This window comes from Variovorax sp. Root434 (genome assembly GCF_001426595.1).
GTDB lineage: Bacteria > Pseudomonadota > Gammaproteobacteria > Burkholderiales > Burkholderiaceae_C > Variovorax.
The window spans coordinates 26,127-47,961 of sequence record NZ_LMEK01000027.1 but is presented as its reverse complement, the minus strand read 5'-3'; the positions used below and the strand labels follow the sequence as shown (position 1 = coordinate 47,961).

Annotated in this window: 25 protein-coding genes; 16 read left to right on the top strand and 9 right to left on the bottom strand. The window is 66.8% G+C overall.

Annotated features, from left to right (window positions below; genetic code table 11):
* Positions 1-2: 2 nt before the first annotated feature.
* On the bottom strand, positions 3-1,004 hold the full coding sequence (locus tag ASD05_RS26625) for an alpha/beta hydrolase family protein (protein WP_056598962.1): 1,002 nt from the start codon (positions 1,002-1,004) through the stop codon (positions 3-5).
* Between the two features lie 30 nt (positions 1,005-1,034).
* Positions 1,035-1,877, bottom strand: coding sequence for an AraC family transcriptional regulator (locus ASD05_RS26620; protein ID WP_056598959.1), 843 nt, complete (start codon positions 1,875-1,877; stop codon positions 1,035-1,037).
* A 107-nt stretch (positions 1,878-1,984) separates the two neighbouring features.
* Between ASD05_RS26620 and ASD05_RS26615 the strand changes: the two genes are divergently transcribed.
* Positions 1,985-3,346, top strand: coding sequence for an NAD(P)/FAD-dependent oxidoreductase (locus tag ASD05_RS26615; protein WP_056598956.1), 1,362 nt, complete (start codon positions 1,985-1,987; stop codon positions 3,344-3,346).
* On the opposite strand, the gene ASD05_RS26610 is transcribed toward ASD05_RS26615, so the two are convergent.
* Together ASD05_RS26610 and panE are read right to left on the bottom strand one after the other, a co-directional pair.
* The gene (locus ASD05_RS26610; protein ID WP_056598953.1) at positions 3,333-3,995 is read right to left on the bottom strand and encodes an aspartate/glutamate racemase family protein; all 663 of its coding nucleotides are present in this window, start codon (positions 3,993-3,995) and stop codon (positions 3,333-3,335) included. The two genes, ASD05_RS26615 and ASD05_RS26610, sit on opposite strands and share 14 nt — an antisense overlap.
* Before the next feature lie 4 nt (positions 3,996-3,999).
* A complete protein-coding gene (panE, locus tag ASD05_RS26605; protein ID WP_056598950.1) occupies positions 4,000-4,935 on the bottom strand; it encodes a 2-dehydropantoate 2-reductase in 936 nt (311 codons plus the stop codon).
* A gap of 304 nt (positions 4,936-5,239) precedes the next feature.
* Here panE and ASD05_RS26600 point away from each other — a divergent pair, with 304 nt between their 5' ends.
* Positions 5,240-5,794, top strand: coding sequence for an NADPH-dependent FMN reductase (locus tag ASD05_RS26600; RefSeq protein WP_056598947.1), 555 nt, complete (start codon positions 5,240-5,242; stop codon positions 5,792-5,794).
* Between the two features lie 72 nt (positions 5,795-5,866).
* Here ASD05_RS26600 and ASD05_RS26595 read toward each other — a convergent pair whose 3' ends face one another.
* Positions 5,867-6,514, bottom strand: coding sequence for an FMN-dependent NADH-azoreductase (locus tag ASD05_RS26595; protein WP_056598944.1), 648 nt, complete (start codon positions 6,512-6,514; stop codon positions 5,867-5,869).
* Between the two features lie 136 nt (positions 6,515-6,650).
* Between ASD05_RS26595 and ASD05_RS26590 the strand changes: the two genes are divergently transcribed.
* From ASD05_RS26590 to ASD05_RS26555, 8 genes are all read left to right on the top strand, one after another.
* Positions 6,651-7,565: a LysR family transcriptional regulator gene (locus ASD05_RS26590; protein ID WP_056598942.1), complete on the top strand. Its 915-nt coding sequence runs from the start codon at positions 6,651-6,653 to the stop codon at positions 7,563-7,565.
* A 115-nt stretch (positions 7,566-7,680) separates the two neighbouring features.
* Complete coding sequence (locus ASD05_RS26585; protein ID WP_056518266.1) at positions 7,681-8,322, top strand: peroxiredoxin; 642 nt, start codon at positions 7,681-7,683, stop codon at positions 8,320-8,322.
* A 139-nt stretch (positions 8,323-8,461) separates the two neighbouring features.
* Positions 8,462-9,037: an RBBP9/YdeN family alpha/beta hydrolase gene (locus ASD05_RS26580; RefSeq protein ID WP_056598939.1), complete on the top strand. Its 576-nt coding sequence runs from the start codon at positions 8,462-8,464 to the stop codon at positions 9,035-9,037.
* Complete coding sequence (locus tag ASD05_RS26575; RefSeq protein WP_056598936.1) at positions 9,034-10,050, top strand: sulfate ABC transporter substrate-binding protein; 1,017 nt, start codon at positions 9,034-9,036, stop codon at positions 10,048-10,050. The genes ASD05_RS26580 and ASD05_RS26575 overlap by 4 nt, the downstream gene beginning before the upstream one ends.
* On the top strand, positions 10,050-10,937 hold the full coding sequence (gene cysT, locus ASD05_RS26570) for a sulfate ABC transporter permease subunit CysT (protein ID WP_056518272.1): 888 nt from the start codon (positions 10,050-10,052) through the stop codon (positions 10,935-10,937). The genes ASD05_RS26575 and cysT overlap by 1 nt, the downstream gene beginning before the upstream one ends.
* Position 10,938: 1 nt before the next feature.
* Entirely contained in the window at positions 10,939-11,841 is a 903-nt protein-coding gene (cysW, locus tag ASD05_RS26565) for a sulfate ABC transporter permease subunit CysW (RefSeq protein ID WP_056598934.1), read from the top strand.
* A 19-nt stretch (positions 11,842-11,860) separates the two neighbouring features.
* A complete protein-coding gene (locus ASD05_RS26560) occupies positions 11,861-12,958 on the top strand; it encodes a sulfate/molybdate ABC transporter ATP-binding protein (protein ID WP_056598931.1) in 1,098 nt (365 codons plus the stop codon).
* On the top strand, positions 12,955-13,458 hold the full coding sequence (locus ASD05_RS26555) for a disulfide bond formation protein B (protein WP_056598929.1): 504 nt from the start codon (positions 12,955-12,957) through the stop codon (positions 13,456-13,458). Before ASD05_RS26560 ends, ASD05_RS26555 begins: the two co-directional genes overlap by 4 nt.
* 44 nt (positions 13,459-13,502) lie before the next feature.
* On the opposite strand, the gene ASD05_RS26550 is transcribed toward ASD05_RS26555, so the two are convergent.
* Genes ASD05_RS26550 through ASD05_RS26535 form a run of 4 tightly spaced genes read right to left on the bottom strand, consistent with a single transcriptional unit; the run spans position 13,503 to position 16,910 of the window.
* Positions 13,503-14,279 (bottom strand): glycosyltransferase family 2 protein, encoded by a 777-nt coding sequence (locus ASD05_RS26550; protein WP_056598926.1) that lies wholly within the window; start codon positions 14,277-14,279, stop codon positions 13,503-13,505.
* Positions 14,246-15,043 carry a lysophospholipid acyltransferase family protein gene (locus ASD05_RS26545; RefSeq protein ID WP_056598923.1) on the bottom strand — a complete coding sequence of 266 codons (798 nt, stop codon included), beginning with the start codon at positions 15,041-15,043 and terminating at the stop codon, positions 14,246-14,248. The genes ASD05_RS26550 and ASD05_RS26545 overlap by 34 nt, the downstream gene beginning before the upstream one ends.
* A 41-nt stretch (positions 15,044-15,084) precedes the next feature.
* A complete protein-coding gene (locus ASD05_RS26540; protein WP_056598920.1) occupies positions 15,085-16,119 on the bottom strand; it encodes a hypothetical protein in 1,035 nt (344 codons plus the stop codon).
* A gap of 2 nt (positions 16,120-16,121) precedes the next feature.
* Complete coding sequence (locus ASD05_RS26535) at positions 16,122-16,910, bottom strand: class I SAM-dependent methyltransferase (RefSeq protein ID WP_056598917.1); 789 nt, start codon at positions 16,908-16,910, stop codon at positions 16,122-16,124.
* 117 nt (positions 16,911-17,027) lie between these two features.
* Between ASD05_RS26535 and ASD05_RS26530 the strand changes: the two genes are divergently transcribed.
* The 6 genes from ASD05_RS26530 to rlmH are packed head-to-tail and all read left to right on the top strand — an operon-like array spanning position 17,028 to position 21,789.
* Positions 17,028-17,753 (top strand): YebC/PmpR family DNA-binding transcriptional regulator, encoded by a 726-nt coding sequence (locus ASD05_RS26530; protein ID WP_056598914.1) that lies wholly within the window; start codon positions 17,028-17,030, stop codon positions 17,751-17,753.
* A gap of 50 nt (positions 17,754-17,803) precedes the next feature.
* Positions 17,804-19,102: a phosphoribosylamine--glycine ligase gene (purD, locus tag ASD05_RS26525; RefSeq protein ID WP_056598909.1), complete on the top strand. Its 1,299-nt coding sequence runs from the start codon at positions 17,804-17,806 to the stop codon at positions 19,100-19,102.
* Entirely contained in the window at positions 19,102-20,019 is a 918-nt protein-coding gene (gene hemF, locus ASD05_RS26520) for an oxygen-dependent coproporphyrinogen oxidase (RefSeq protein ID WP_056598906.1), read from the top strand. The genes purD and hemF overlap by 1 nt, the downstream gene beginning before the upstream one ends.
* Positions 20,016-20,645: a nicotinate (nicotinamide) nucleotide adenylyltransferase gene (gene nadD / locus ASD05_RS26515; protein WP_056598903.1), complete on the top strand. Its 630-nt coding sequence runs from the start codon at positions 20,016-20,018 to the stop codon at positions 20,643-20,645. Before hemF ends, nadD begins: the two co-directional genes overlap by 4 nt.
* The gene (rsfS, locus tag ASD05_RS26510) at positions 20,645-21,313 is read left to right on the top strand and encodes a ribosome silencing factor (RefSeq protein ID WP_056598901.1); all 669 of its coding nucleotides are present in this window, start codon (positions 20,645-20,647) and stop codon (positions 21,311-21,313) included. Before nadD ends, rsfS begins: the two co-directional genes overlap by 1 nt.
* Positions 21,310-21,789, top strand: a complete 480-nt coding sequence (gene rlmH / locus ASD05_RS26505; RefSeq protein WP_056598898.1) for a 23S rRNA (pseudouridine(1915)-N(3))-methyltransferase RlmH — start codon at positions 21,310-21,312, stop codon at positions 21,787-21,789. The genes rsfS and rlmH overlap by 4 nt, the downstream gene beginning before the upstream one ends.
* Positions 21,790-21,835: the final 46 nt, after the last annotated feature.

The window sequence follows — 21,835 nt, the reverse complement described above, 5'->3', positions numbered from 1 at the left end:
GCTCAGTGCTGCGGCGCGAGGTGGCGGTTGAAGAAGGCCGTCACCTCGGCGTTGAAAGCCTTGTGAAAGGCCGTGCGGTCGAAGCCGGGCGGGTCGCGGCAGATCTCGATCTTGGCGTCCAGTTGCGCCTGCGAGCATGGCGCGAGGAAGCCGAAGTGCTCGGCCTTCTCGGCCACATGCCATTCGGGCGCCACCGACAGGTTGCGGCGGACAGCGGCAACGCTTTCGGGCGTGACGCCGTCGCCGCCGTAGGTGGAAGCCCAGAGCTCGATGGGGATCGCCACGTTCTTCAGACCTTGGGCGTCGAAGAGCATGCTGACCGGGTCGGCGATCACGGCGGCCTTGATGCGGGCGTCGCGCGTCAGCGGCGTGGCGAGCAGTTCCTGGAAGCCCTGCTTCATCCATTCGCACGCCTTGCCCTCGGGCTCCGTTGCGCACGGGGATGAGGGCAGCGGCGGCAGCCGTTCGAAGTCCGGACGCGCTCCCGCGAGCACGAGGCCCGTGTAGCCGCCCCTCGAAAAACCGTAGAAGCCGATCCGGTCGGCCGCGATCCTGCCGTGCGCGGGCCACTTCTGGAGCATGTGGTCGATCAGCCGCTTGATATCGGTGGTCCGCGTCGCCAGCGCGACGATCTTGTCGTCCGGGCCGCCGCGGAGTTGGAAGTTGTCTTGCGAATGGCTGACGGCCGCGACGATGAAGCCCGCGTCGGCCAGCGCCTGTGCCGTGTCGTGATGGCCGAGGAAGGAGCCCCCGTAGCCGTGCGAGATCACGACGAGCGGCAGCCGGGTGCTGCCCGGCGGGAGCGGGCAGTCCCGCACGCCCTGGATCGTGGAGCGGCCCAGTCTGATCTCGCCCGCGGGCGTGGCGCAGGGCGTCCATACGGCGCCCTGCATCGCCGGGCCTTCGCGGCCGCCCGGTATCTCGATGGTGCTGACGCCCGCGGCCTGGGAGAGCGTCGCCGAGAGGCAGAAGACAACGAGGAAGAGGAAGCGAAGAAGGGGCATGGCGAGTCGGTCCTGTATGAAGATCGGATGTCAGCCTGCCGGGCGGATCGGAATCAGCAGGTCAGTGCGCAGTGCGGCCGGGGCGACCTGGCGCGGCGAGTTCAGGTAGTGCTCCAGTGCGGGGCGGTCGTCCGGCTCGTAGCCGCTGTCGGGCAGCCATAGCGTGTAGAGCGCGTGCACGGCTGCATTGATGCGGGTGTAGGGCCCCGCGAGGCTATGCACGGCGTAGAGGCCGCCAGGAATGTCGAGCAGTTCGATCTCCGCATCGTCGACCGGCCAGAGATCGGGCGATGCCGCAGCGGCGTAGTACCGTGCATCCGGGGCGCCGCACGAAATGCCAAGCCAGTGCGATACGGCCCGGCCGGTGGCATGCGCGCGCAGCCGCCGGTGCGTATGGGGAATGGTGGAGAACGGCCCGCGATGGAGCAGCGCATGCACTGGCTGCGCGCGGCGTTCGACGATCCGTACGGGCGGCGGGGCGCCGGTGCCACGGTCTTGGAGCGCGGGAGCCGCATCGAGGATCGCCTGGCGCATCTGCCGCTGGAACTCGCGCGGTGGCTGCCCGGCAAACTGGCCGAAGGCGCGCGTGAAAGCCTGTGGGCTCTCGTAGCCCACCGCCAGCGCCACTTGCGTGATGCTCTCGTCGCTGCGCGTCAGCAAGTGCGTGGCGAGCGCCAGCCGCACGCGCCGCACCGTGGCGGCCACCGTTTCGCCCGCGATGCCGTGGTAGACGCGGTGGAAATGAAAGGGCGAGAAATTCGCGAGGCGCGCCAGGTCTTCGAGACGGTGCTCGGCCATCGGGTCGGCAACGATGGCTGCGACGACACGCGACACACGTTCCCGGTAGTTCTGTTCGACTGGGCGCGAGGGCATGCCCGGAGTGTGCCGCGCTCCGGCGTGCGCCGCTTAGCAGACCTTGCTTTCTTCGGGTGGCCGGCGCGCTATGCTTAACTGTCGTTAACAATGTCGCCCGCCCACGCATGTCCTTGCCCGAAGCTTCTTTTTCTTCCGCGCCCGGAACCGCCGACGAGTCCTGCGACGTGATGGTCGTCGGCGGCGGTCCTGCCGGTTCGACCATCGCGGCGCTGCTGGCCCAACAGGGCCGCAAGGTGGTACTGCTCGAAAAGGCGCACCACCCACGCTTTCACATCGGCGAATCGCTGCTGCCCGCGAACGTCGAATTGTTCGACAAGCTCGGCGTACGCGACCAGGTCGAGAAGATCGGCATGCCCAAGTTCGGCATCGAGTTCGTCTCACCCGAGCACGAGCACCGCAGCTACGTGGACTTTGCCGAAGGGATGGACAAGTCGCTCGACTCCGCTTGGCAGGTGCGCCGTTCGGAGCTCGACGAACTGCTGTTCCGCAACGCGGCCACGCGCGGCGCGCAGACGATCGAAGGCTGCAAGGTGCGCGACGTGGCCTTCGATGCCGACGGCGCCACGGTGCGAGCCGAGATGGACGACGGCGCGCGCCGCAGCTGGCGCGCCCGCTTCGTGGTCGATGCCACCGGCCGCGACACGCTGCTGGCCAACAAATTCCGCTGCAAGGAAAAGAACCCCGACCACAACAGCACCGCGCTGTTCGGCCACTTCACGAACGCCGAGCGGCTGGAGGGCAAGAAGGAAGGCAACATCAGCATCTGCTGGTTTCCGCATGGCTGGTTCTGGTTCATTCCGCTGGCCGACGGCACCACCAGCGTGGGCGCGGTGTGCTGGCCGTACTACCTGAAGACGCGCGACAAGCCGCTGAAGGAGTTTTTCTACGACACCATCGCGACCTGTCCGGTGCTGGTGGACCGGCTGAAGAACGCCACGCTGGTCGACGATGCGGTGCATGCCACCGGCAATTTCTCGTATTCGAGCTCCCACGCCACGGGCGACCGCTACCTGATGCTGGGCGACGCCTTCACCTTCATCGATCCGATGTTCTCGTCGGGCGTGTACCTCGCGATGCACAGCGCCTTCGACGGTGCCGAACTGGTGGCGACCGCGCTCGACCGGCCGGGCGAACTGGCGGCGGCGCGCAAGGGCTTCGAGGCCATGATGCGCAAGGGGCCGCGCGAGTACTCGTGGTTCATCTACCGCGTGACCAACCCGACCATCCGCGACATGTTCATGCATCCGGGCAATCCCTTCCGCGTGAAGGAGGGGCTGATGTCTCTGCTGGCCGGCGACATCTACCGCGGCACGCCGATGAGGGGGCCGCTCGGCATGTTCAAGGTTCTGTACTACTTCATCTCGGTCACGCACATGCGGCGGACCTGGGAGGGCTGGAAGCGGCATCGCTTCAACATCCGGGACATGGGCATGTTGAAGGGGGAGACGATCCTCAAGTCGGAGTAGCCGCCAGCGCTGCTGCGCGTTCAACGCCCAGGGCGGGGCTGCTGAGTACGTCGATGCCAAGGTCCGCGAGCACGGCGGCCACGGGGGCCATCGAGGCCTGTGCAAGCACGACGACGTCGGCCCTGCCTGATGCAGCGCGGATCGAACGGGCCAGGGTCTCGATGTAGCGCGCGCTGTCGCCGGCTTCGAAATAGGGCCAGGCTTCTTCGACGAGCAATGTGTCCGGCTGCACCGTGACGCTCGCGTTTTCCGCGGCGCAAAGAATCAAGGCCTTTGTAGGCGCAAGCGTGCTTTCTAGCGCCGCCACGATCAGCACGCGCGGCCCGGTGCGCACAGCGCGGTCGGCCATGGCGCGATCGATGCGCATGGCCTTGAACGCGCCGCTCGGAGCGGTTCGTTCCGCGATGGCGCCGATGGTCGAGCAGGTGCAGACGACGACCGCAGCACCGCCGGATGCGGCCTCGCGCATGGCGTCGTGAACGCGTGTCACGAGCCCCGAGTCATCGAGGCCCACCACGCGCGCATCGGCCAGCAGGTCCTCCCGCACCGAATGCCGCGCGCGCAGGTCGGGCGCGATCTCGCTCACGAGCCGTTCGAAGGTAGGCACATGCACCTGCGCCGTGTGCAGGAACGCCAGTGCGTCGCGCATGGCCTCAGGCGCGCGCTGTGCGGGCGCGTTGCGCTTCGTAGGCCTTGAGGTGGACGTATGCGGTGCGCAGCACCGTCGGCACCGGCGAATTACCTGGGGCCGCGCGGCCCAGCAGGTCGCCGACGATGTGATCGGCCTCGACCGCCGCACCGCGCACCATGTCCTTGTACATTGACGCCGTCATCGGCGAGCCGGCGGCCGTCATGATGGCCCGGCCCCGCTGCACGGCGGCGGGGCGCGGCGCAAAGCCGTTGTGCGCGGCGATGGCGCAGCACTCGTCGAAGATCGACAGCGCCACGTCCTGCCCGCCAGCGCTCACGATGTCGCCGATGGACGCGCGCATCAGGCTCGTAAGGCCTGCTGCCGAAGCGATGAAGACCCACTTCTCCCACATGTCCTGCGAGATGCTCTCGCTGGCCGTGGCGTCGAATTTCGCGCCCGCGAACTGTGCCGCGATGGCATCGACGCGGGCCGAGCGGCCGCCGGCGCGTTCGCCGTAGCTCAGGCCATGCATGTCGTTGAGGTGCAGCACGCGGCCCTCGTCGTCGAGCGTGGCCGAGATCATGCACAGGCCGCCCAGCACGCGCTCGCTGCCGAAGCGTTCGGCCAAGCGGTCGATGTGGCTCATGCCATTGAGCAGCGGAAGGATCACGGTGTCGGGACCGACTGCCGGCGCGAACGAGTCCATCGTCGAATCGAGGTCGTAGGCCTTGCTGCCGACCACCACCACGTCGTAGGGGCCGTCGATGCCGTCGGCCAGCACATGCCTGGGTGCGGGCAGCTGCAGGTTGCCGAAGGGGCTCTGCACCACCAGCCCGGTTTTCGCGAGCTGTGCCGCGCGACGCGGGCGCAGCAGGAAGGTAACGTCGCGCCCTGCCTCCAGCAGGCGGCCGCCGAAATAACCACCGAGTGCACCGGCACCCACCACCAGAAATCTCATCGCGTGTTGCTCCTGAGCCAAAAGATCGGAAGCGATGATGCCTTCGTTCGCGCGAGGCTGCTTTGCACCGTCGCCTTCTCCAGCAGTCGCTGGCGGGCAAAGGGCCGTATGCAGGCGCGTGCCTTGGGGGCGCAGTAAGAAGAGGACCGGGTCACGGGAGCGTCCTGCGCCTTGATGGGGTTGGCGGAATGCGGTTCAATTCGACGCCGTTCGCCCGGCACCGCATGGGCTTTTCCAGATAAGGTCTTGGGCGCTTCGCATAATCCGTCCGTCATTCCAACCTCTCACACAAGGAGTTTCGCCCATGGCCCAGACCCGGATCGCCGTCGTTGTCGGCAGCCTGCGCAAGGATTCGTACAACCACAAGCTGGCCCTCGCGCTGGCGCATCTCGCACCCGCGGACTTCACTTTCGAGCACCTGCGCATCGACGACCTGCCGTTGTACAACCAGGACGACGACGGCAACCAGGCGCCGGCGGTGAAGCGCATCAAGACCGAGATCGCGGCGGCGCAGGGCTTGCTGTTTGTCACGCCCGAATACAACCGCTCGGTGCCCGGCGTGCTGAAGAACGCCATCGACCATGCGTCGCGCCCCTATGGCCAGAGCGCCTGGGCGGGCAAGCCGGCCGGCGTGCTCGGCATTTCGGTGGGTGCCATCGGCACTGCGCTGGCGCAGCAGCATCTGCGCAACATCCTGGCCTACCTCGACGTGCCCACGATGGGCACGCCCGAAGTGTTCCTGCAGACCAAGGACGACCTGTTCGACGACAAGGGCCACATCGGCAACGAAGGCTCGAAGAAGTTCCTGCAGAGCTGGATGGACAAGTACGTGGCCTGGGTCAAGAACCACGCAGCCTGATCTGATCTGATCTGCGCAGAACGAAAAAAGCCGCCCACGCCGGGCGGCTCTTTTCATGGTGCGGGAGCGAACTCAGGCCGCGATAGCGGCATCGCGCTGGTTCGCGGCTTCGGCCGTCGCCACCAGGATGTCGGCGCGGGCCGCGGCCAGGGCCTTGCCCTTGGCTTCGTCGCCCATCGCCACGCCTTCGGCGCGCACGATGCGCACGTCGGTGATGCCGAAGAAGCCGAAGACTGCCTTGAGGTAGCTCTCCTGGTGTTCCATGGCCTGGCCGCCTTCGCTGGTCGAGTAGACGCCGCCGCGGCTGGAGGCCACGATGATGGTCTTGCCGCCGGCCAGGCCCACGGGGCCCTTGTCGGTGTACTTGAAGGTGCGTCCGACTTGGCCGAGGCGGTCGATCCAGGCCTTGAGCTGCGTCGGGATCGAGAAGTTGTAGAACGGCGTGCCGATGACGACCACGTCCGAGGCCAGGAACTGGCTCACGAGCTTTTCGGACAGGGCGTTTTCACGCGCCTGGGCTTCGGTGGGCTGGGCTTGCACGCCGATCTTGATGCCCAGCGCGTCGGCGCTGAAGTGCGAGGGGGTGTCGACGGCCAGGTCGAGGTATTCGACGGCGGTGTCGGGATGGGCGGCGCGCCAGGCGGTCACGACTTCGGCCGAGAGCAGGCGCGAGGTGGAGTTGGTACCGAGGATGCTGGAGTCGATGTGGAGCAGCTTCATGTCAATCAATCACTTTCTGTGTTGGCTGTCGGCGCTCAAGGTGGCCGGCGGATGGGAGAATTCTATTTTTGGATCGAGTAATCGATAAGTAGCCAAAAATTGCCTAGATCGTCCTGTTTGCAGGACAATCGATGCCATGCAAGACCTCAACGACATGGTTTTCTTTGCCGAAGTGGCCGAGCGAGGCGGCTTCGCGGCGGCCAGCCGGGCGCTCGGCATTCCCAAATCGCGCCTGTCTCGCCGCGTGGCGGAACTCGAGGAGCGGCTGGGCGTGCAGCTGATGCAGCGCAGCACCCGGCGGTTGTCGCTCACGCCTGCGGGCGAGACCTTCCTGCGGCATTCGGCCGCCGTGCGGGATGCGGCGCAAGCCGCGACGGAAGCGGTGGCGCAGGTGCACACCGAGCCCTGTGGCATGGTCCGCCTGAGTTGCCCGGTCACCATCGCCCACAGCGGACTGGGGCAGCTGCTGCCACGTTTCATGGAGCGCTATCCGGCCGTGCGGATCGACATGCGGGTCATGAACCGGCCCGTGGACCTGATCGAGGAGGGCATCGACATCGCCTTGCGCGTGCGCCCCGCCATCGAGGACAGTGCGACGCTCGTCGCTAAGGTCCTCGGCACCAGCCGCGCCGTGCTGGTGGCCAAGCCGGAACTGCTGCAGCGCCAGGGGCCGGTGAACACGCCGGCCGACCTTGAGCGGCTCCAGACCGTTGCCATGTCGGCCAGCGGCGAGGGTCGCAGCGAATGGCGGCTCGAAGGCCCTAACGGCGAGATCCACGTGCATGTCCACACACCGCGCTACGTGGCGGACGACCTTGCCATGCTGCAGCTGGCAGCGCTCGAGGGGGTGGGCGCAGCCTTGCTGCCCGACTACATGTGCCGGGCCGACCTGGAGGCCGGCCGGCTCGCGAAGCTGCTGCCCGGATGGGGACCGGCACCGGTCATCGCGCACATGGTTTTTCCGGCGCGGCGCGCGATGGTGCCTGCGATTCGCCGGTTGATCGATTTCCTGGCCGAACATCTGCATGGCGACGAATCCGGCATGTATTAGGCTGCTGAAGCCGCTTCTTATGCGGAAAACGCCATATCCAAACAAGCAGATATTCGTTTGGCATTGAAGCAATGGTTCGCACAATCCGAGGCTCCCATCCATCCCAGGAGCGACCATGGCGACTCTGCGACTCGGCGATACAGCCCCCAATTTCACTCAGGATTCCAGCGAAGGCCCCATCGACTTCTACCAATGGGCCGGCGATTCATGGGTCGTGTTCTTCTCGCACCCGGCCGACTTCACGCCCGTGTGCACCACCGAACTCGGCAAGACCGCGGCGCTGTCGGGCGAGTTCGCCAAGCGCGGCGTGAAGCCCATCGCGCTGAGCGTCGACCCGGCCGACAAGCACAAGGAATGGATCGGCGACATCAACGAGACGCAGAACACCACGGTCAACTTCCCCATCATTGCGGACGCAGACCGCAAGGTGGCCGACCTGTACGACCTGATCCACCCAAACGCCTCGGCCACGGCCACGGTGCGCAGCGTCTACATCATCGACCCGAAGAAGGTCATCCGCACGACCATCACCTACCCGGCCTCGACCGGCCGCAACTTCGACGAGATCCTGCGCGTGATCGACTCGCTGCAACTCACCGACAGCCACAAGGTGGCCACGCCCGTGAACTGGAAGGACGGCGACGACGTGGTCATCATCCCGAGCATCCAGGACCCGGCCGAACTGGCCCAGCGCTTCCCCAAGGGCTTCAAGGCCGTCAAGCCTTACCTGCGCATCACGCCGCAGCCGAACAAGTAAGAGCGGAACAGCAGGCGGTGAAAGCATCGACGCTCCTTCGTGGAACACCGCGGAACCGGCTTTGCCGGGCCGCTGGTGTTGCCCCCGGCGAGGGGGGAGGCGAAGCGACACGAAGTGCGCGAAGCCTGGGGGAGTGCTCATGAACACCCGCGTCATCATGGTGCCAGGTTGGCGCGACTCCGGGCCCGGCCACTGGCAGAGCCTGTGGCAGGAGCGCATTCCCGGCGCGGCGCGGGTGGTGCAGGACGACTGGGCCTCGCCCAAGCGCGATGCGTGGGTGTCGACGCTGGCGAAGCTGGTGCTCGACAGCCCCGGCCCGGTGGTGATCGCGGCGCACAGCCTGGGCTGCATCGCCACGGCGCACCTGCCGGCCGAAGCCGCTGCCCGCATCCAGGGCGCGCTGCTGGTGGCGCCTGCGGACCCCGAACGCCGTGCCGTGCTGTCCGACTTCGCGCCCGTGCCGTACGCCGCGCTGCCGTACCGCAGCATCGTGGTGGCCAGCAGCAACGACCCCTTTTGCCCCATTCGCCTGGCGGGTGCATATTCGCGCGCCTGGGGCAGCGAGTTCGTGCGCATGCAGAATGCGGGCCACATTAATGTCGACTCGGGGCACGGGGACTGGCCGCTGGGCCTTGCCTTGCTCCAGTCCTTGACCGACGAGCCCGCCGCCTGGCCGGCGGGCCGTGAATTTTCAGAAACCTTGGCAACCACATGACTTCCAGAATCAAGACCTTCGTCGCCGTGCTCGCGCTGGCGTCCTCAGCACTCGCCGGCAGCAGCGCCTTTGCCCAGGGCACGTCGCTGCTGAACGCCTCGTACGACGTGGCCCGCGAGTTCTATAAGGACTACAACGCGGCCTTCGTGGCGCACTACAAGAAGGCCACCGGCAAGGACGTGAAGATCGACCAGTCGCACGGCGGCTCCAGCGCGCAGGCCCGCGCGGTGGCCGACGGCCTCGACGCCGACGTGGTGACGATGAACACCACGACCGACATCGACTTCCTCGCCAACACCGGCGTGGTCGCGAAGGACTGGAGCAAGAAATTCCCCGACAACGCATCGCCGACCACGTCGACCATGCTGTTCCTCGTGCGCAACGGCAACCCCAAGGGCATCAAGGACTGGGACGACCTGGTCAAGCCCGGCGTGCAGGTCGTGATCGTCAACCCCAAGACCGGCGGCAATGGCCGCTACGCCTACCTGGCCGCCTGGGGCTACATCAAGAAGAAGGGCGGCACCGACGCGCAGGCGGCGGAGTTCGTCGGCAAGCTGTTCAAGAACGTGCCGGTGCTGGCACGCGGCGGCCGCGACGCGACCACCGCCTTCCTGCAACGCAACATCGGCGATGCGCTGATCACCTTCGAATCGGAAGTGGTGTCCATCGACCGTGAATTCGGCACCGGCAAGGTCGAATCGGTGTACCCGTCGATCAGCATCGTGGCCGAGAACCCGGTGGCCGTGGTGGAACGCACCGTCAACAAGAAGGGCACGGGCGAACTGGCCAAGGCTTACCTCGACTGGCTGTACGCCGACGAAGCGCAGGAAATCGCGGCCAAGCATGCGCTGCGCCCGCGCTCGCAGGCTGTGCTCAAGAAGTACGCAGCGACCTTCAAGCCGCTGCAGCTGTTCACGGTGCAGGAATTGTTCGGCAGCCTCGGCGAAGCGCAGAAGGTGCACTTCAACGACGGCGGTCAGTTCGACAAGTTGTACACCCCCGGCGGCAGGTAATGAGCGGCGCTGTTTCTTCGGCGCTCCCGTCAGCGGGAGCGCCTTTTTCTCGTGCCAACCGGGCAGGGGGCGCCAAGCGCGTGCTGCCCGGTTTCCACATCACGCTCGGCTTCTCGATTCTTTATCTCAGCCTGATCGTTCTGATCCCGCTGTCGGCGCTGGTCTTCAAGACATTCACGCTGACCTGGGAGCAGTTCTGGGTGGCCGTGACCGCGCCGCGCGTGATGGCCTCGTACCGGCTGACCTTCGGCGCATCGCTGATCGCGGCCATCGTGAATGCGGTGTTCGGCCTGCTGGTGGCCTGGGTGCTGGTGCGCTACAAGTTCCCGGGCAAACGCATCGTCGATGCACTGGTCGACCTGCCGTTCGCGCTGCCGACGGCCGTGGCCGGCATCTCGCTGACCGCGCTGCTTGCAGGCAATGGCTGGGTCGGGCAACTGCTCGAGCCGCACGGCATCAAGCTGGCGTTCACGCCGGCGGGCATCGTGATCGCGCTGATCTTCATCGGGCTGCCCTTCGTGGTGCGCACGGTGCAGCCGGTGCTCGAAGACACCGAGAAGGAGCTGGAAGAAGCCGCCACCTCGCTGGGCGCGACGCGCCTGCAGACCTTCACCAAGGTGATCTTTCCGTCGATCGCGCCCGCGCTGCTCACGGGCTTTGCCATGGCCTTCGCGCGCGCCATCGGCGAGTACGGCTCTGTGATTTTCATCGCCGGCAACATGCCGATGATCTCGGAGATCACGCCGCTGATCATCATCGGCAAGCTGGAGCAATACGACTATGCGGGCGCCACGGCGGTCGCGCTGGTGATGCTGGTCATTTCGTTCGTGCTGCTGCTGGTCATCAACGGCCTGCAAGCCTGGCAGCGCCGCCGCGCGGGAGCATGAGATGAGCGCCCCTTCCAAAGTCATTCGCCGCGCACAGGCCGGCACCACCGAATCGCCCTGGGTGCGCTGGGTGCTGATCGGCCTCGCGCTGGCGTTCATGTTCCTGTTCCTCGTGCTGCCGCTGGCTGCCGTGGCGACCGAGGCGCTGCGCAAGGGCGTCGGTGCCTACCTCGACGCGCTGAAGGAGCCCGATGCCTGGAGCGCCATCCGCCTCACGCTGATCACGGCCGCCATCGCGGTGCCGATGAACCTCGTGTTCGGTGTGGCGGCGGCCTGGGCCATCGCCAAGTTCGAGTTCCGCGGCAAGGCCTTCCTCACCACGCTGGTCGACCTGCCGTTCGCGGTGTCGCCGGTGGTGGCGGGCCTGATCTACGTGCTGGTGTTCGGCGCGCAGGGCTGGCTCGGCCCGTGGCTTGCGGAGCATGACGTCAAGATCATCTTCGCGGTGCCCGGCATCGTGCTGGCGACCGTGTTCGTGACCTTTCCGTTCATCGCGCGCGAACTCGTGCCGCTGATGCAGGCGCAGGGCACCGACGAGGAGCAGGCGGCCATCGTGCTCGGCGCGACCGGCTGGCAGACCTTCTGGCGTGTGACGCTGCCCAACATCAAGTGGGGCCTGCTGTACGGCGTGATCCTGTGCAACGCGCGCGCCATGGGCGAGTTCGGCGCGGTGTCGGTGGTGTCGGGCCACATCCGCGGGCAGACCAACACCATGCCGCTGCACGTGGAAGTGCTCTACAACGAATACCAGTCGGTGGCCGCGTTCGCAGTGGCCTCGCTGCTGGCCATCCTCGCGCTGGTCACGCTGGTGATCAAGTCGGTCATCGAATGGCGCCACGAGCGCGAGATGAAAGCCATTGCCGAGCTGCCCCCCGAGCGTCCTCCGGAAACCACGGCGGCCTGAGCCTGAGAGAGAAGAAATCATGAGCATCGAAATCCGCAACATCAGCAAGCAGTTCGGCGACTTCCGTGCGCTGCGCGACGTGAGTCTCGACGTCGAATCCGGCGAACTCGTCGCGCTGCTCGGTCCCTCGGGCTGCGGCAAGACCACGCTGCTGCGCATCATCGCGGGCTTGGAAACGGCCGACACCGGCAGCATCCTGTTCGCGGGCGAGGACACCACCGACGTGCACGTGCGCGAGCGGCAGGTCGGCTTCGTGTTCCAGCACTACGCGCTGTTCCGCCACATGACCGTGTTCGAGAACGTCGCCTTCGGCCTGCGCGTGAAGCCGCGCAAGGAGCGCCCGAGCGACGCGCAGATCAAGGCCAAGGTGACCGAGCTGCTCAAGCTGGTGCAGCTCGACTGGCTGGCCGACCGCTACCCGTCGCAACTCTCCGGCGGCCAGCGCCAGCGCATTGCGCTGGCCCGCGCGCTGGCGGTGGAGCCCAAGGTGCTGCTGCTCGACGAACCCTTCGGCGCGCTCGACGCCAAGGTGCGCAAGGAACTGCGCCGCTGGCTGCGCCGGCTGCACGACGAACTGCACGTCACCTCGATCTTCGTCACGCACGACCAGGAAGAGGCGCTCGAAGTGGCCGACCGCGTGGTGGTCATCAACAAGGGACAGATCGAACAGGTCGGCTCGCCGCAGGACGTGTGGGACAAGCCCGCGAGCCCGTTCGTCTATGGCTTCCTGGGTGACGTAAACCTGTTCCATGGACGGGCCGACAACGGCCAGGTGCAGCTCGAAGGCATGCGCCTCGATTCGCCCGAGCACAGCGGCGCGCGCGACGCCAAGGCGCGCGCCTATGTGCGCCCGCATGACATCGACGTGACACGCTATGCGCCTGGCGCCTCCGGCATCGTCGCCACGCTGGCGCGCGCCATCGTGGTCGGACCGATCGCACGGCTGGAACTTGAACCCACCGAAACGAATCCAGATAATCCGGGCTCCGGAACCATCATCGAGGCGCAACTCCCTGCGCAACAGTTCCGGGAACTGGGCTTGAAGGAAGGCGACACCGTCGTCGCCAATCCGCGCAAGGCCAGGGTGTTCGTAGAAGAAGATTGGGTGTCTCCTTGATCGATTGGTACTTCGGCGCGCCGCGCCGCGCGTTCGCGCTGATTTGCCTGGCCTGCGTTCTCATGCTGGCCTTCGGGCTCTACCTGCAGCACGTGGTCGGGCTCGAGCCTTGTCCCATGTGCATCGTGCAGCGCTATGCGCTGGTGCTGGTGGCGCTGTTCACCGGGCTGGCCGCGGTGTTCCGCAGCGTCGGCCTGCGGGTCGCGGGCGGAGTGCTGGCGCTGCTCGCAGCGGTCGGCGGCGCTTACACGGCGGCCTCGCAAAGCTGGCTGCAGTGGTATCCGCCCGAAGTCGTGTCCTGCGGGCGCGACCTCTACGGGATGATCGAGACCTTCCCGCTGAAGCGCGCGCTGCCGATGATCTTCCGCGGCGGCGGTGACTGTTCCAAGGTCGACTGGACGCTGTTCGGCCTGACGCTGGCGAACTGGTCGTTCATTGCTTTCGTTGTTCTCTCGCTGCTGCTGGTCACGCTGCTGCTGCGTTCGCGCCGCGCGCGCTGAAGCCCTCACCCCAACCCTCTCCCGGAGGGGGAGGGGACAAGACATCAGTCCTGGAACGGCGGCTTCTTCGCCAGCTTGCGCAACACCAGCGCAGGCAGCCGCAACACGAACTCGACCATCAGCCGTGCATGCATCCACGTCAGCAGCACGTTGTCGCGCCCATAGCGGAAGTGCGAGACCCCGCCTTCCTCGGCGGTCAGGTATTTCACGGGCGCATCGATGTTCACGGGCTTGACGCCGCGCCATGCCAGCCGCACGACGGCTTCGGTATCGAAGTCGAAGCGCCTCATCCACGGCTGGCGTGCCATCACGGCGATCAGGTCGGCCACCGGGTACACGCGGAAACCGTAGAGCGAATCGCCCACGCCGGCGAACAGTGTTTCCAGCTGCGTCCATCCGTTCGACACGCGCCGCCCGCGCACGCGCAGCAGCGGCGCGCTGGCATCGAACACCGGGCGCCCGAGCACCATCGTCTCGGGTCGCGCCAGCGATGCCTTCATGAATGCCGGGATCAGGTCCGCCGGATGCTGCCCGTCGGAGTCCATCGTCAGCGCATGCGTGAAGCCTGCGTCCTTCGCGGCGCGCAGTCCGTGCAGCACGGCAGAACCCTTGCCCTGGTTCTGCGGCAGCACCCACACGCGCAGGCCGGGATCGCTGGCGGCCATCTGCTGCAGCCGCTCGCCCGTGCCGTCGTCGCTGCCGTCGACCACCACCCACACGGGGTTCCATTGCGCGCGCGCCGCGGCGACTGTCGAGAACAGGCGTTCGCCGGTGTTGTAGCTGGGGATCAGGACAAGGTGGGTGCGCGAGGCGTCTGGCATTCGGGGGACGCGTCGGTGGCGCGCTGCTCCATGTTTTGGCGGAAGTATTGTTCGAGCTCGGCCTGCAGCACGTCGCTGTTCTGCGTGGGCGCAAAGCGCTTGCCGAGCCGCAAGGTGAAGACGATGGGCAGCGGCGGCACGCGCCACAGCGGCCAGCCTTTACTGAGGTAAGGCGAATCGGTGTCGATGAACACTGTTTGAATGGGCGCCTGCGCGAGCTTGGCGATCAGCGTGGTGCCGGGGCGGAACGGGTTGAGCGGCGGCGTCACCGTGCGCGTGCCTTCTGGAAAGATCACCAGCTGGCCGCCGTTGCGCAGGTCGTTCACGGCCAGTCGCACCATCGTGCGGGCCGACCTGTTGCTGATGTAGCGCGCCAGCCGCGCCCCCGCGCCCAGGAAGATGTTGCCCATCAGGTCGGCCTTCATGATGCAGGCGCTGCGCGGCAGGCGTGCCACCAGCAGCAGCGCATCGAGCATGGTCGGGTGGTTGGCCACGAAGATCACGCCAGGCTCCTTGCGCATCGGGTCGAGGCAGGTGGCGTCGATGCGCATCATGCCGGTCACCGATGCCAGCCACCAGAACATGCGGTACGCAAAGGCGATGGTCATGCGGCCCAGGGTGCGCGCGGGCGCGGCCGGCATCACCGGGTGGATCAGCATGGCAACGAAGTTCCAGACCAGCGAGATCAGGCCCAGGAACAGCAGCAGCGCGTAGAGCATCAACGCGAGCAGAATCGACATGAGAAATCGCAGCACGCGAGTCATTGAATCAGTCAATCAGACGATGGGTGCCGGACAACGACCGGTCAGGCCCGCAGCTGGCCGGCCGCGACCGTGTGGGCCTCGATCTCGACCAGGAGGTCGCTGCGGCAGATGTCGGCTTCGAGGTACACCGCGTGGCGCGCCATCGGGGCGTCGGCGCCGAGCGTGTCCTCGATGATGCCGCGCACCGTCTCGGTGTCCGACGGATGCCGCACGTAGACCACGCAGTTGAGTTCGGCCAGCGAGAACTGCGCCGTGCCGCGCTCGTTGGCGGCCGCGATCACGGCCTGCAGGTTGCGCAGCGTTTCGCGCGTCTGCTCCGGCAGGTTGCCGCGGTGCACGGTCTCGTGGCCGACGATGCTCGCGGTGCCCGAGATGAAGAGCGCGATGTTTCCATCGCCGATGTCTGCCAGCGCGGCGCGCGAGAAGGTCGGCGAGCGCGGGCCGTAGGTTTCGGGATAGCGGTAGGCCGAGACCTGCCGCGGGTTCTCGACCGGCAGCGGCGCTTGCTGGCCGGCCAGGAAACGGATCGACAGGGCGCCCTGGTGGATGCCCAGCGCGCAGGCCGCCGGCGCGCCTTCGAAGGCAGCGCGGCCGGCTTCGAGAAACGCTTCCTGCCGGCCGAGGTTGAACTGGCGGTAGCGTTCCAGCCCGCCGCCATCGGCATTGATCTGCGGCAGGTAGTTCCAGATGCGCTGCAGGTGCGGTGTGCCGGCCTGATCGAGCGTCTTGAAGAGATCGCGGTAGGCGCGGTGCGCGAGTTCGGCGAGGCCCTGCCTTTCCTTGGCCTCGTCGAGATCGATGGCGCCGAGCAGCCAGTGCCCGTCGGTGCGCCAGCGCGCAATGCCGGTGGTGCCCGACTTGATGTTCGGGCCGCTCGCATGCCACACGTCGGCCATGGCGCCGTTGGCAGACAGCACGCGCGCGTTGACCGTCGGCATCCAGGCCACGCCGTGCGGCGTTCCATAGCCGAGCGCCGCGAAAGGCGCCTTGCCGTCGGTGGCCAGCGCCAGGCTGGCCGGCAGCGACAGGCGCTCGACGCGCAAATGGGAAGAAGAGGTGTCGTCCAGAGCTCGCACTGTCAGCTGGCCTCGGCGGGATGTTCGGGTTTGATGGCGGTATAGGAAGAGAAGACGCCGAGGCTCGCATGCCGGCGCACGTCGCGAAAGCCCGCGGCGGCCAGTGCCTGCATCACCCGCTGGGGGGGAATGCAGGCCTCGATCGTGTCCCAGTAGTAACGCCACAGTTCGGAAGTGTTGCGCTGGCGGCCGACCACGCGGGCGATCAGCGGCACGACGGCACGCATGTAGCCCTTGAGCAGCGCCGTGGCAACGCGGCCCTCGGGCTTGGTGATCTCGAGCACCGCCACGCGCCCGCCGGGGCGCAGCACGCGGTGGAATTCGCCGAAGGCCGCCGCCACGTCGCTGATGTGGCGCATGGCGTAGCCCATGCTCACGAAGTCGCAGCTGGCGTCGGGCCGGGGCAGGGCCTCGGCCACGCCGCGCACCAGCTCGACGCCGGGCAGCTTGACCTGGCTCATCATGCCGGGGCTGGGATCGACGCCCACGAGGTGGCCCATGGAGCCGATGAGCTTGAGCGCCTCCCGGGCCACGAGCCCGGTGCCGATGCCTACGTCCAGCACCTGCATGCCCGCGGAAAGGCCGGCTTGCTGAAGTGCCGCACGGCGGTACGACGGACCGGTGCCGAAGGCCAGAACGCTCTCGATGCGGTCGTAGTCCGCCGCCGTGCTGTCGAAGATGCGCAGCAGGAACGCCTGGTGCTCCGCCTCGGTCTTGTAGTACAGCGGCAAAGGAGCGTGCGGCGGCAGGGTGTCGGGATTCCCGGGCCCGACGGAAGGCGATGGCGTCATCGAACGATTATCACCAAAAGCTCTACCCCGAATTCCCGGCCCGCGGCGGGCGTTGTGTGCGCCGGACAGTAAACTCGGAGCTTGCTTTGAAAACACAAGACAGCGAGATAGAAAGCCATGGCCGGACATAGCAAGTGGGCGAATATTCAGCACCGGAAGGGCCGCCAGGACGAGAAGCGGGGCAAGCTCTGGACCCGCGCCATTCGCGAAATCACGGTGGCCGCCCGCGCCGGCGGCGCCGACCTGGGCTCCAACCCCCGGCTGCGGCTGGCGGTGGAAAAGGCCAAGGCGGTGAACCTGCCGATCGACACCATCAAGCGCAATATCGACAAGGCCACGGGCAATCTGGAAGGCGTCAATTACGAAGAAATTCGTTACGAAGGGTACGGCATCGGTGGCGCGGCGATCATCGTCGACACCATGACCGACAACCGCGTGCGCACCGTGGCCGAAGTGCGCCACGCTTTCTCCAAGCACGGCGGCAACATGGGCACCGAAGGCTCGGTGGCCTTCCAGTTCAAGCACTGCGGCCAGTTCATCTTTGCGCCGGGCACCAGTGAAGACAAGGTGATGGAAGTGGCGCTCGAAGCGGGCGCCGAGGACGTGGTGACCGACGACGACGGCGCCATCGAGGTGATCACCGCCGTGGCCGACTTCGAGACCGTGAAGAACGCGCTCGAAGCCGCGGGCCTGAAGCCCGACGCGGCCGAAGTCACCATGCGCGCCGAGAACACCGTGGACGTGACCGGCGAGGACGCCGCAAGAATGCAGAAGTTGCTCGACGTGCTCGAGGACCTGGACGACGTGCAGGACGTTTATCACAACGCCTCGCTGTCGGAATGAATGACTGTTAGTTTGTTTGTTGAATCACAGCGAGAAATGAAGGCCCGCGAATGAAGGTACTGGTAATTGGAGGCGGGGGCCGTGAACACGCTCTGGCATGGCGCCTGGCGCAGGCCGCCCGGGTGAGCCGCGTTTACGTGGCGCCGGGCAACGGCGGCACCGCGGCCGACGAACGCTACGACTGCATCGACATCACCGAGCCTGCCGCGTTGCGCGAGTGGGCCATCAAGGAAAAGATCGCGCTGACCGTGGTCGGCCCGGAGGGGCCGCTCGCTGCGGGCGTGGTCGACGAGTTCCGCGCGCACGGCCTGCGCATCTTCGGCCCGACGCAGGCGGCCGCGCAGCTCGAAAGCTCGAAGGCGTTTTCCAAGGCGTTCATGAAGCGCCACAAGATCCCGACAGCCGAATACGAGGCCTTCACCGACGCCGCAGCTGCGCATGCGTACATCGACGCCAAGGGTGCGCCCATCGTCGTCAAGGCCGACGGCCTGGCGGCAGGCAAGGGCGTGGTGGTGGCCATGACCGCGCAGGAAGCGCACGAGGCCGTCGACTTCATGCTGGTCGACAACAAGTTCGGCGTGTCGCACAACGAAGGCGGCGCGCGTGTCGTGATCGAGGAATTCCTGCAGGGCGAGGAAGCCAGCTTCATCGTGCTGTGCGACGGCAAGAACGTGACCGCGCTGGCCACCAGCCAGGACCACAAGCGCCTGCTCGACAACGACGAAGGCCCCAACACCGGCGGCATGGGTGCGTACTCGCCTGCGCCGGTGGTCACGGCCGAGGTGCATGCGCGCGCTATGCGCGAAATCATCCTGCCGACCATCCGCGGCATGGAAAAAGACGGCATTCCGTTCACCGGCTTCCTCTATGCCGGCCTGATGATCGACGCCACCGGCCATCCGAAGACGCTCGAATTCAACTGCCGCATGGGTGACCCCGAGACGCAGCCGATCATGATGCGTCTCAAGTCCGACCTCTTCGAAGTGTTCTGGCATGCCACCGACGGCACGCTCGACCAGGTCGAGCTGCAATGGGACCGGCGCGTGGCACTGGGCGTGGTGATGGCCGCGCACGGCTACCCGCTGTCGCCGCGCAAGGGCGATCGCATCACCGGCATTCCAGCCGAGGCGCCCGACGCCGTGGTGTTCCACGCCGGCACGACGCTGCAGGACGGCGAGCTCAAGACCAGCGGTGGCCGCGTGCTCTGCGTGACCGTGCTGGCCGATAGCGTGAAGCAGGCGCAGCAACGGGCCTATGAGGTTGCGGCGCGCGTCAGCTTCGACGGCGTGCAGTACCGCAAGGACATCGGATTCCGCGCTGTTCACGCGCGCAACCCTCACGGCGCTTGATGCAGCAAACCAACCCGGCAGCGGTCGGCGAATACCTTCGCGGGCTGCAGCAGTCGATCATCGCGGCTGTCGAGAAGGCCGACGGCAGTGCGTGCGTGCGCGACGCATGGCAGAAGGCTCCCGGCGAGCCGCTGCAGGGCCACGGGTTGACCTGCATCCTCGAGGGCGGCGAACTCTTCGAGCGCGCGGGCTGCGGCTTCTCGCAGGTGCGCGGAGCGAAGCTGCCACCCTCGGCCACGCAGAACCGGCCCGAGTTGGCGGGGGCACCTTTCGAGGCAATGGGTGTGTCGCTGGTGTTCCACCCGCGCAATCCGTACGTGCCCATCGTGCACATGAACGTGCGCATGCTCGCCGCGCTTCCCGAAGGCGGGGAGCCGGTCTGCTGGTTCGGCGGCGGCATGGACCTCACGCCTTGCTACGGCTTCGAGGAAGACGCGGTTCACTTCCATACCGCGTGCCGCGATGCGCTCGCGCCCTTCGGCGACGACAAGTACCCGCGCTTCAAGACGTGGTGCGACGAGTATTTCTTCCTGAAGCACCGCAACGAGCAGCGCGGCATCGGCGGCATCTTCTTCGACGATTTTTCCGAGGGCGGTTTCGAGAACGGCTTCGCGATGATCCGCTCGGTAGGCAACGGCTTCCTGCCGGCCTATCTGCCGATCGTCGAGCGCCGCCGCGCCACGCCTTATTCGGAGCGCGAGCGCAACTTCCAGCTCTACCGGCGCGGCCGGTACGTGGAGTTCAACCTCGTGTGGGACCGCGGCACGCACTTCGGCCTCCAGTCGGGCGGACGCACCGAATCGATCCTGCTCTCGATGCCGCCGCTGGCAAGCTGGGCCTACCAGCAGCAGCCCGAACCGGGCAGCCCCGAAGCCGCGCTGTACAGCGACTTCATCGTGCGGCGCGACTGGTTGTGAACCCTTCCGGCAAGGCTCCCCGCATCGGCGTTTTCGGCGGCGCATTCGACCCGCCGCACAACGCCCATGTGGCGCTTGCCGAAGCCGCGCTGGCGCAACTCGGCCTTGCCGAACTGCACGTCATTCCCACCGGGCAGGCCTGGCACAAGAGCAGGGCGCTGACGCCGAAGGAAGACCGCCTCGCGATGACGCGCCTGGCCTTCTCCGGCCTGAAGGGCACCGTCGTCGTCGACAGCCGCGAAGTGCTGCGCGACGGCCCGACCTACACCCTCGATACGCTGAACGAGCTGCAGCGCGAGCAGCCCGGCGCACAGCTGGTCCTGATCATGGGCGCCGACCAGGCGAGCGCGTTGCCGACCTGGCATGGCTGGCAGGATATACTCGGCATTGCTATTGTTTCTGTAGCGTATCGCGCATTATCGACGGGCGACACTGCTCGTTTTGATCCGAAAATGCTGCCCGGCCTTCCGGTTGGCGCTCGTTTCGAGGCGCTCGAACTGCCACCCATGGATACCAGTGCCACCGAGATCCGGCGGCGCGCAGCGCTTGGCGTGGACATTTCCTCGCTGGTTCCGCCCACGGTTGCACGCTATATTGACCAACACCACCTCTACCGCTCTGCCTGATGACCACTGAAGCCGCCGCCAAGAAAGACACCCAGAAACTCCAGCGAGCCATCATCGATGGTCTCGAAGACGTCAAGGCGCAGGACATCCAGGTATTCGACACAGAACATCTTTCGCCGCTGTTCGAGCGCGTGATCGTCGCGTCGGGCACCTCCAATCGCCAGACCAAGGCGCTGGCCGCCAGCGTGCGCGATGCGGTGCGCGAAGCCGGTTTCGGCAAGCCGCGCATCGAGGGCGAGGACAACGGCGAGTGGATCATCGTGGACTGCGGCGCGGCCGTGGCGCACATCATGCAGCCCGCCATCCGCCAGTACTACCACCTCGAAGAGATCTGGGGCGACAAGCCGGTGCGCGCCAAGCTCGGCGGTGCCAAGCCTGCCATGGCGACCAGCTCGTCGGTCAAGGACGAACCCGAAGGCAAGAAGAAGGCCGCCGGCAAGGAGCCCACGCTGCGCCGCTCGAGCGCCTCCAAGACCGCGATCCGCGCAGCCGAGCAGGAAGCCAAGGCCGCGAAGGCCCCGGCCAGGAAAACGGCTGCCAAGAAGGTGCCTGCCAAGAAGACAACCACCGCGCGCGTGCCGGTCAAGGTCGTCGGCAAGCCCGCCGCCAAGAAGCCCGCTGCGAAGAAGGCGGCGGCTGCCAAGAAGGCGCCAGCCCGCCGCGCATGAAGCTGCTGGTGGTCGCCGTCGGGCAACGCATGCCCGATTGGGCTCAGACTGCCTGGGACGACTACGCCAAGCGCTTCCCGCCCGAACTCAAGCTCGAGCTGCGCGCCGTCAAGACCGAGCCGCGCGGCTCCAAGTCGCTGGAAACGCTGTATGCCGCCGAGCGCGAACGCATCGAGGGCGCCATTGCCAAAAGCTCGGCGCGCGGCATGCGCATCGTCGCGCTCGACGAACGCGGCACGGCACTGACCACCAAGGCGCTTGCCGCGCGGCTGCAGGCCTGGCAAGGCGAGGGCGATGACGTGGCTCTGGTCATCGGCGGGCCCGACGGCCTCGACCCGGCCTTCAAGGCTGCGGCCCACGAGCGCATCCGGCTGTCCGACCTGACGCTGCCGCACGCGATGGCGCGGGTGCTGCTGGTCGAGCAGTTGTATCGGGCGTGGTCGGTCAACGCAGGCCATCCTTACCACCGCGAATGACCAGCGCCGACGGGCGGGCCGCGCGGCTCGATGCCTCATCGGTGGC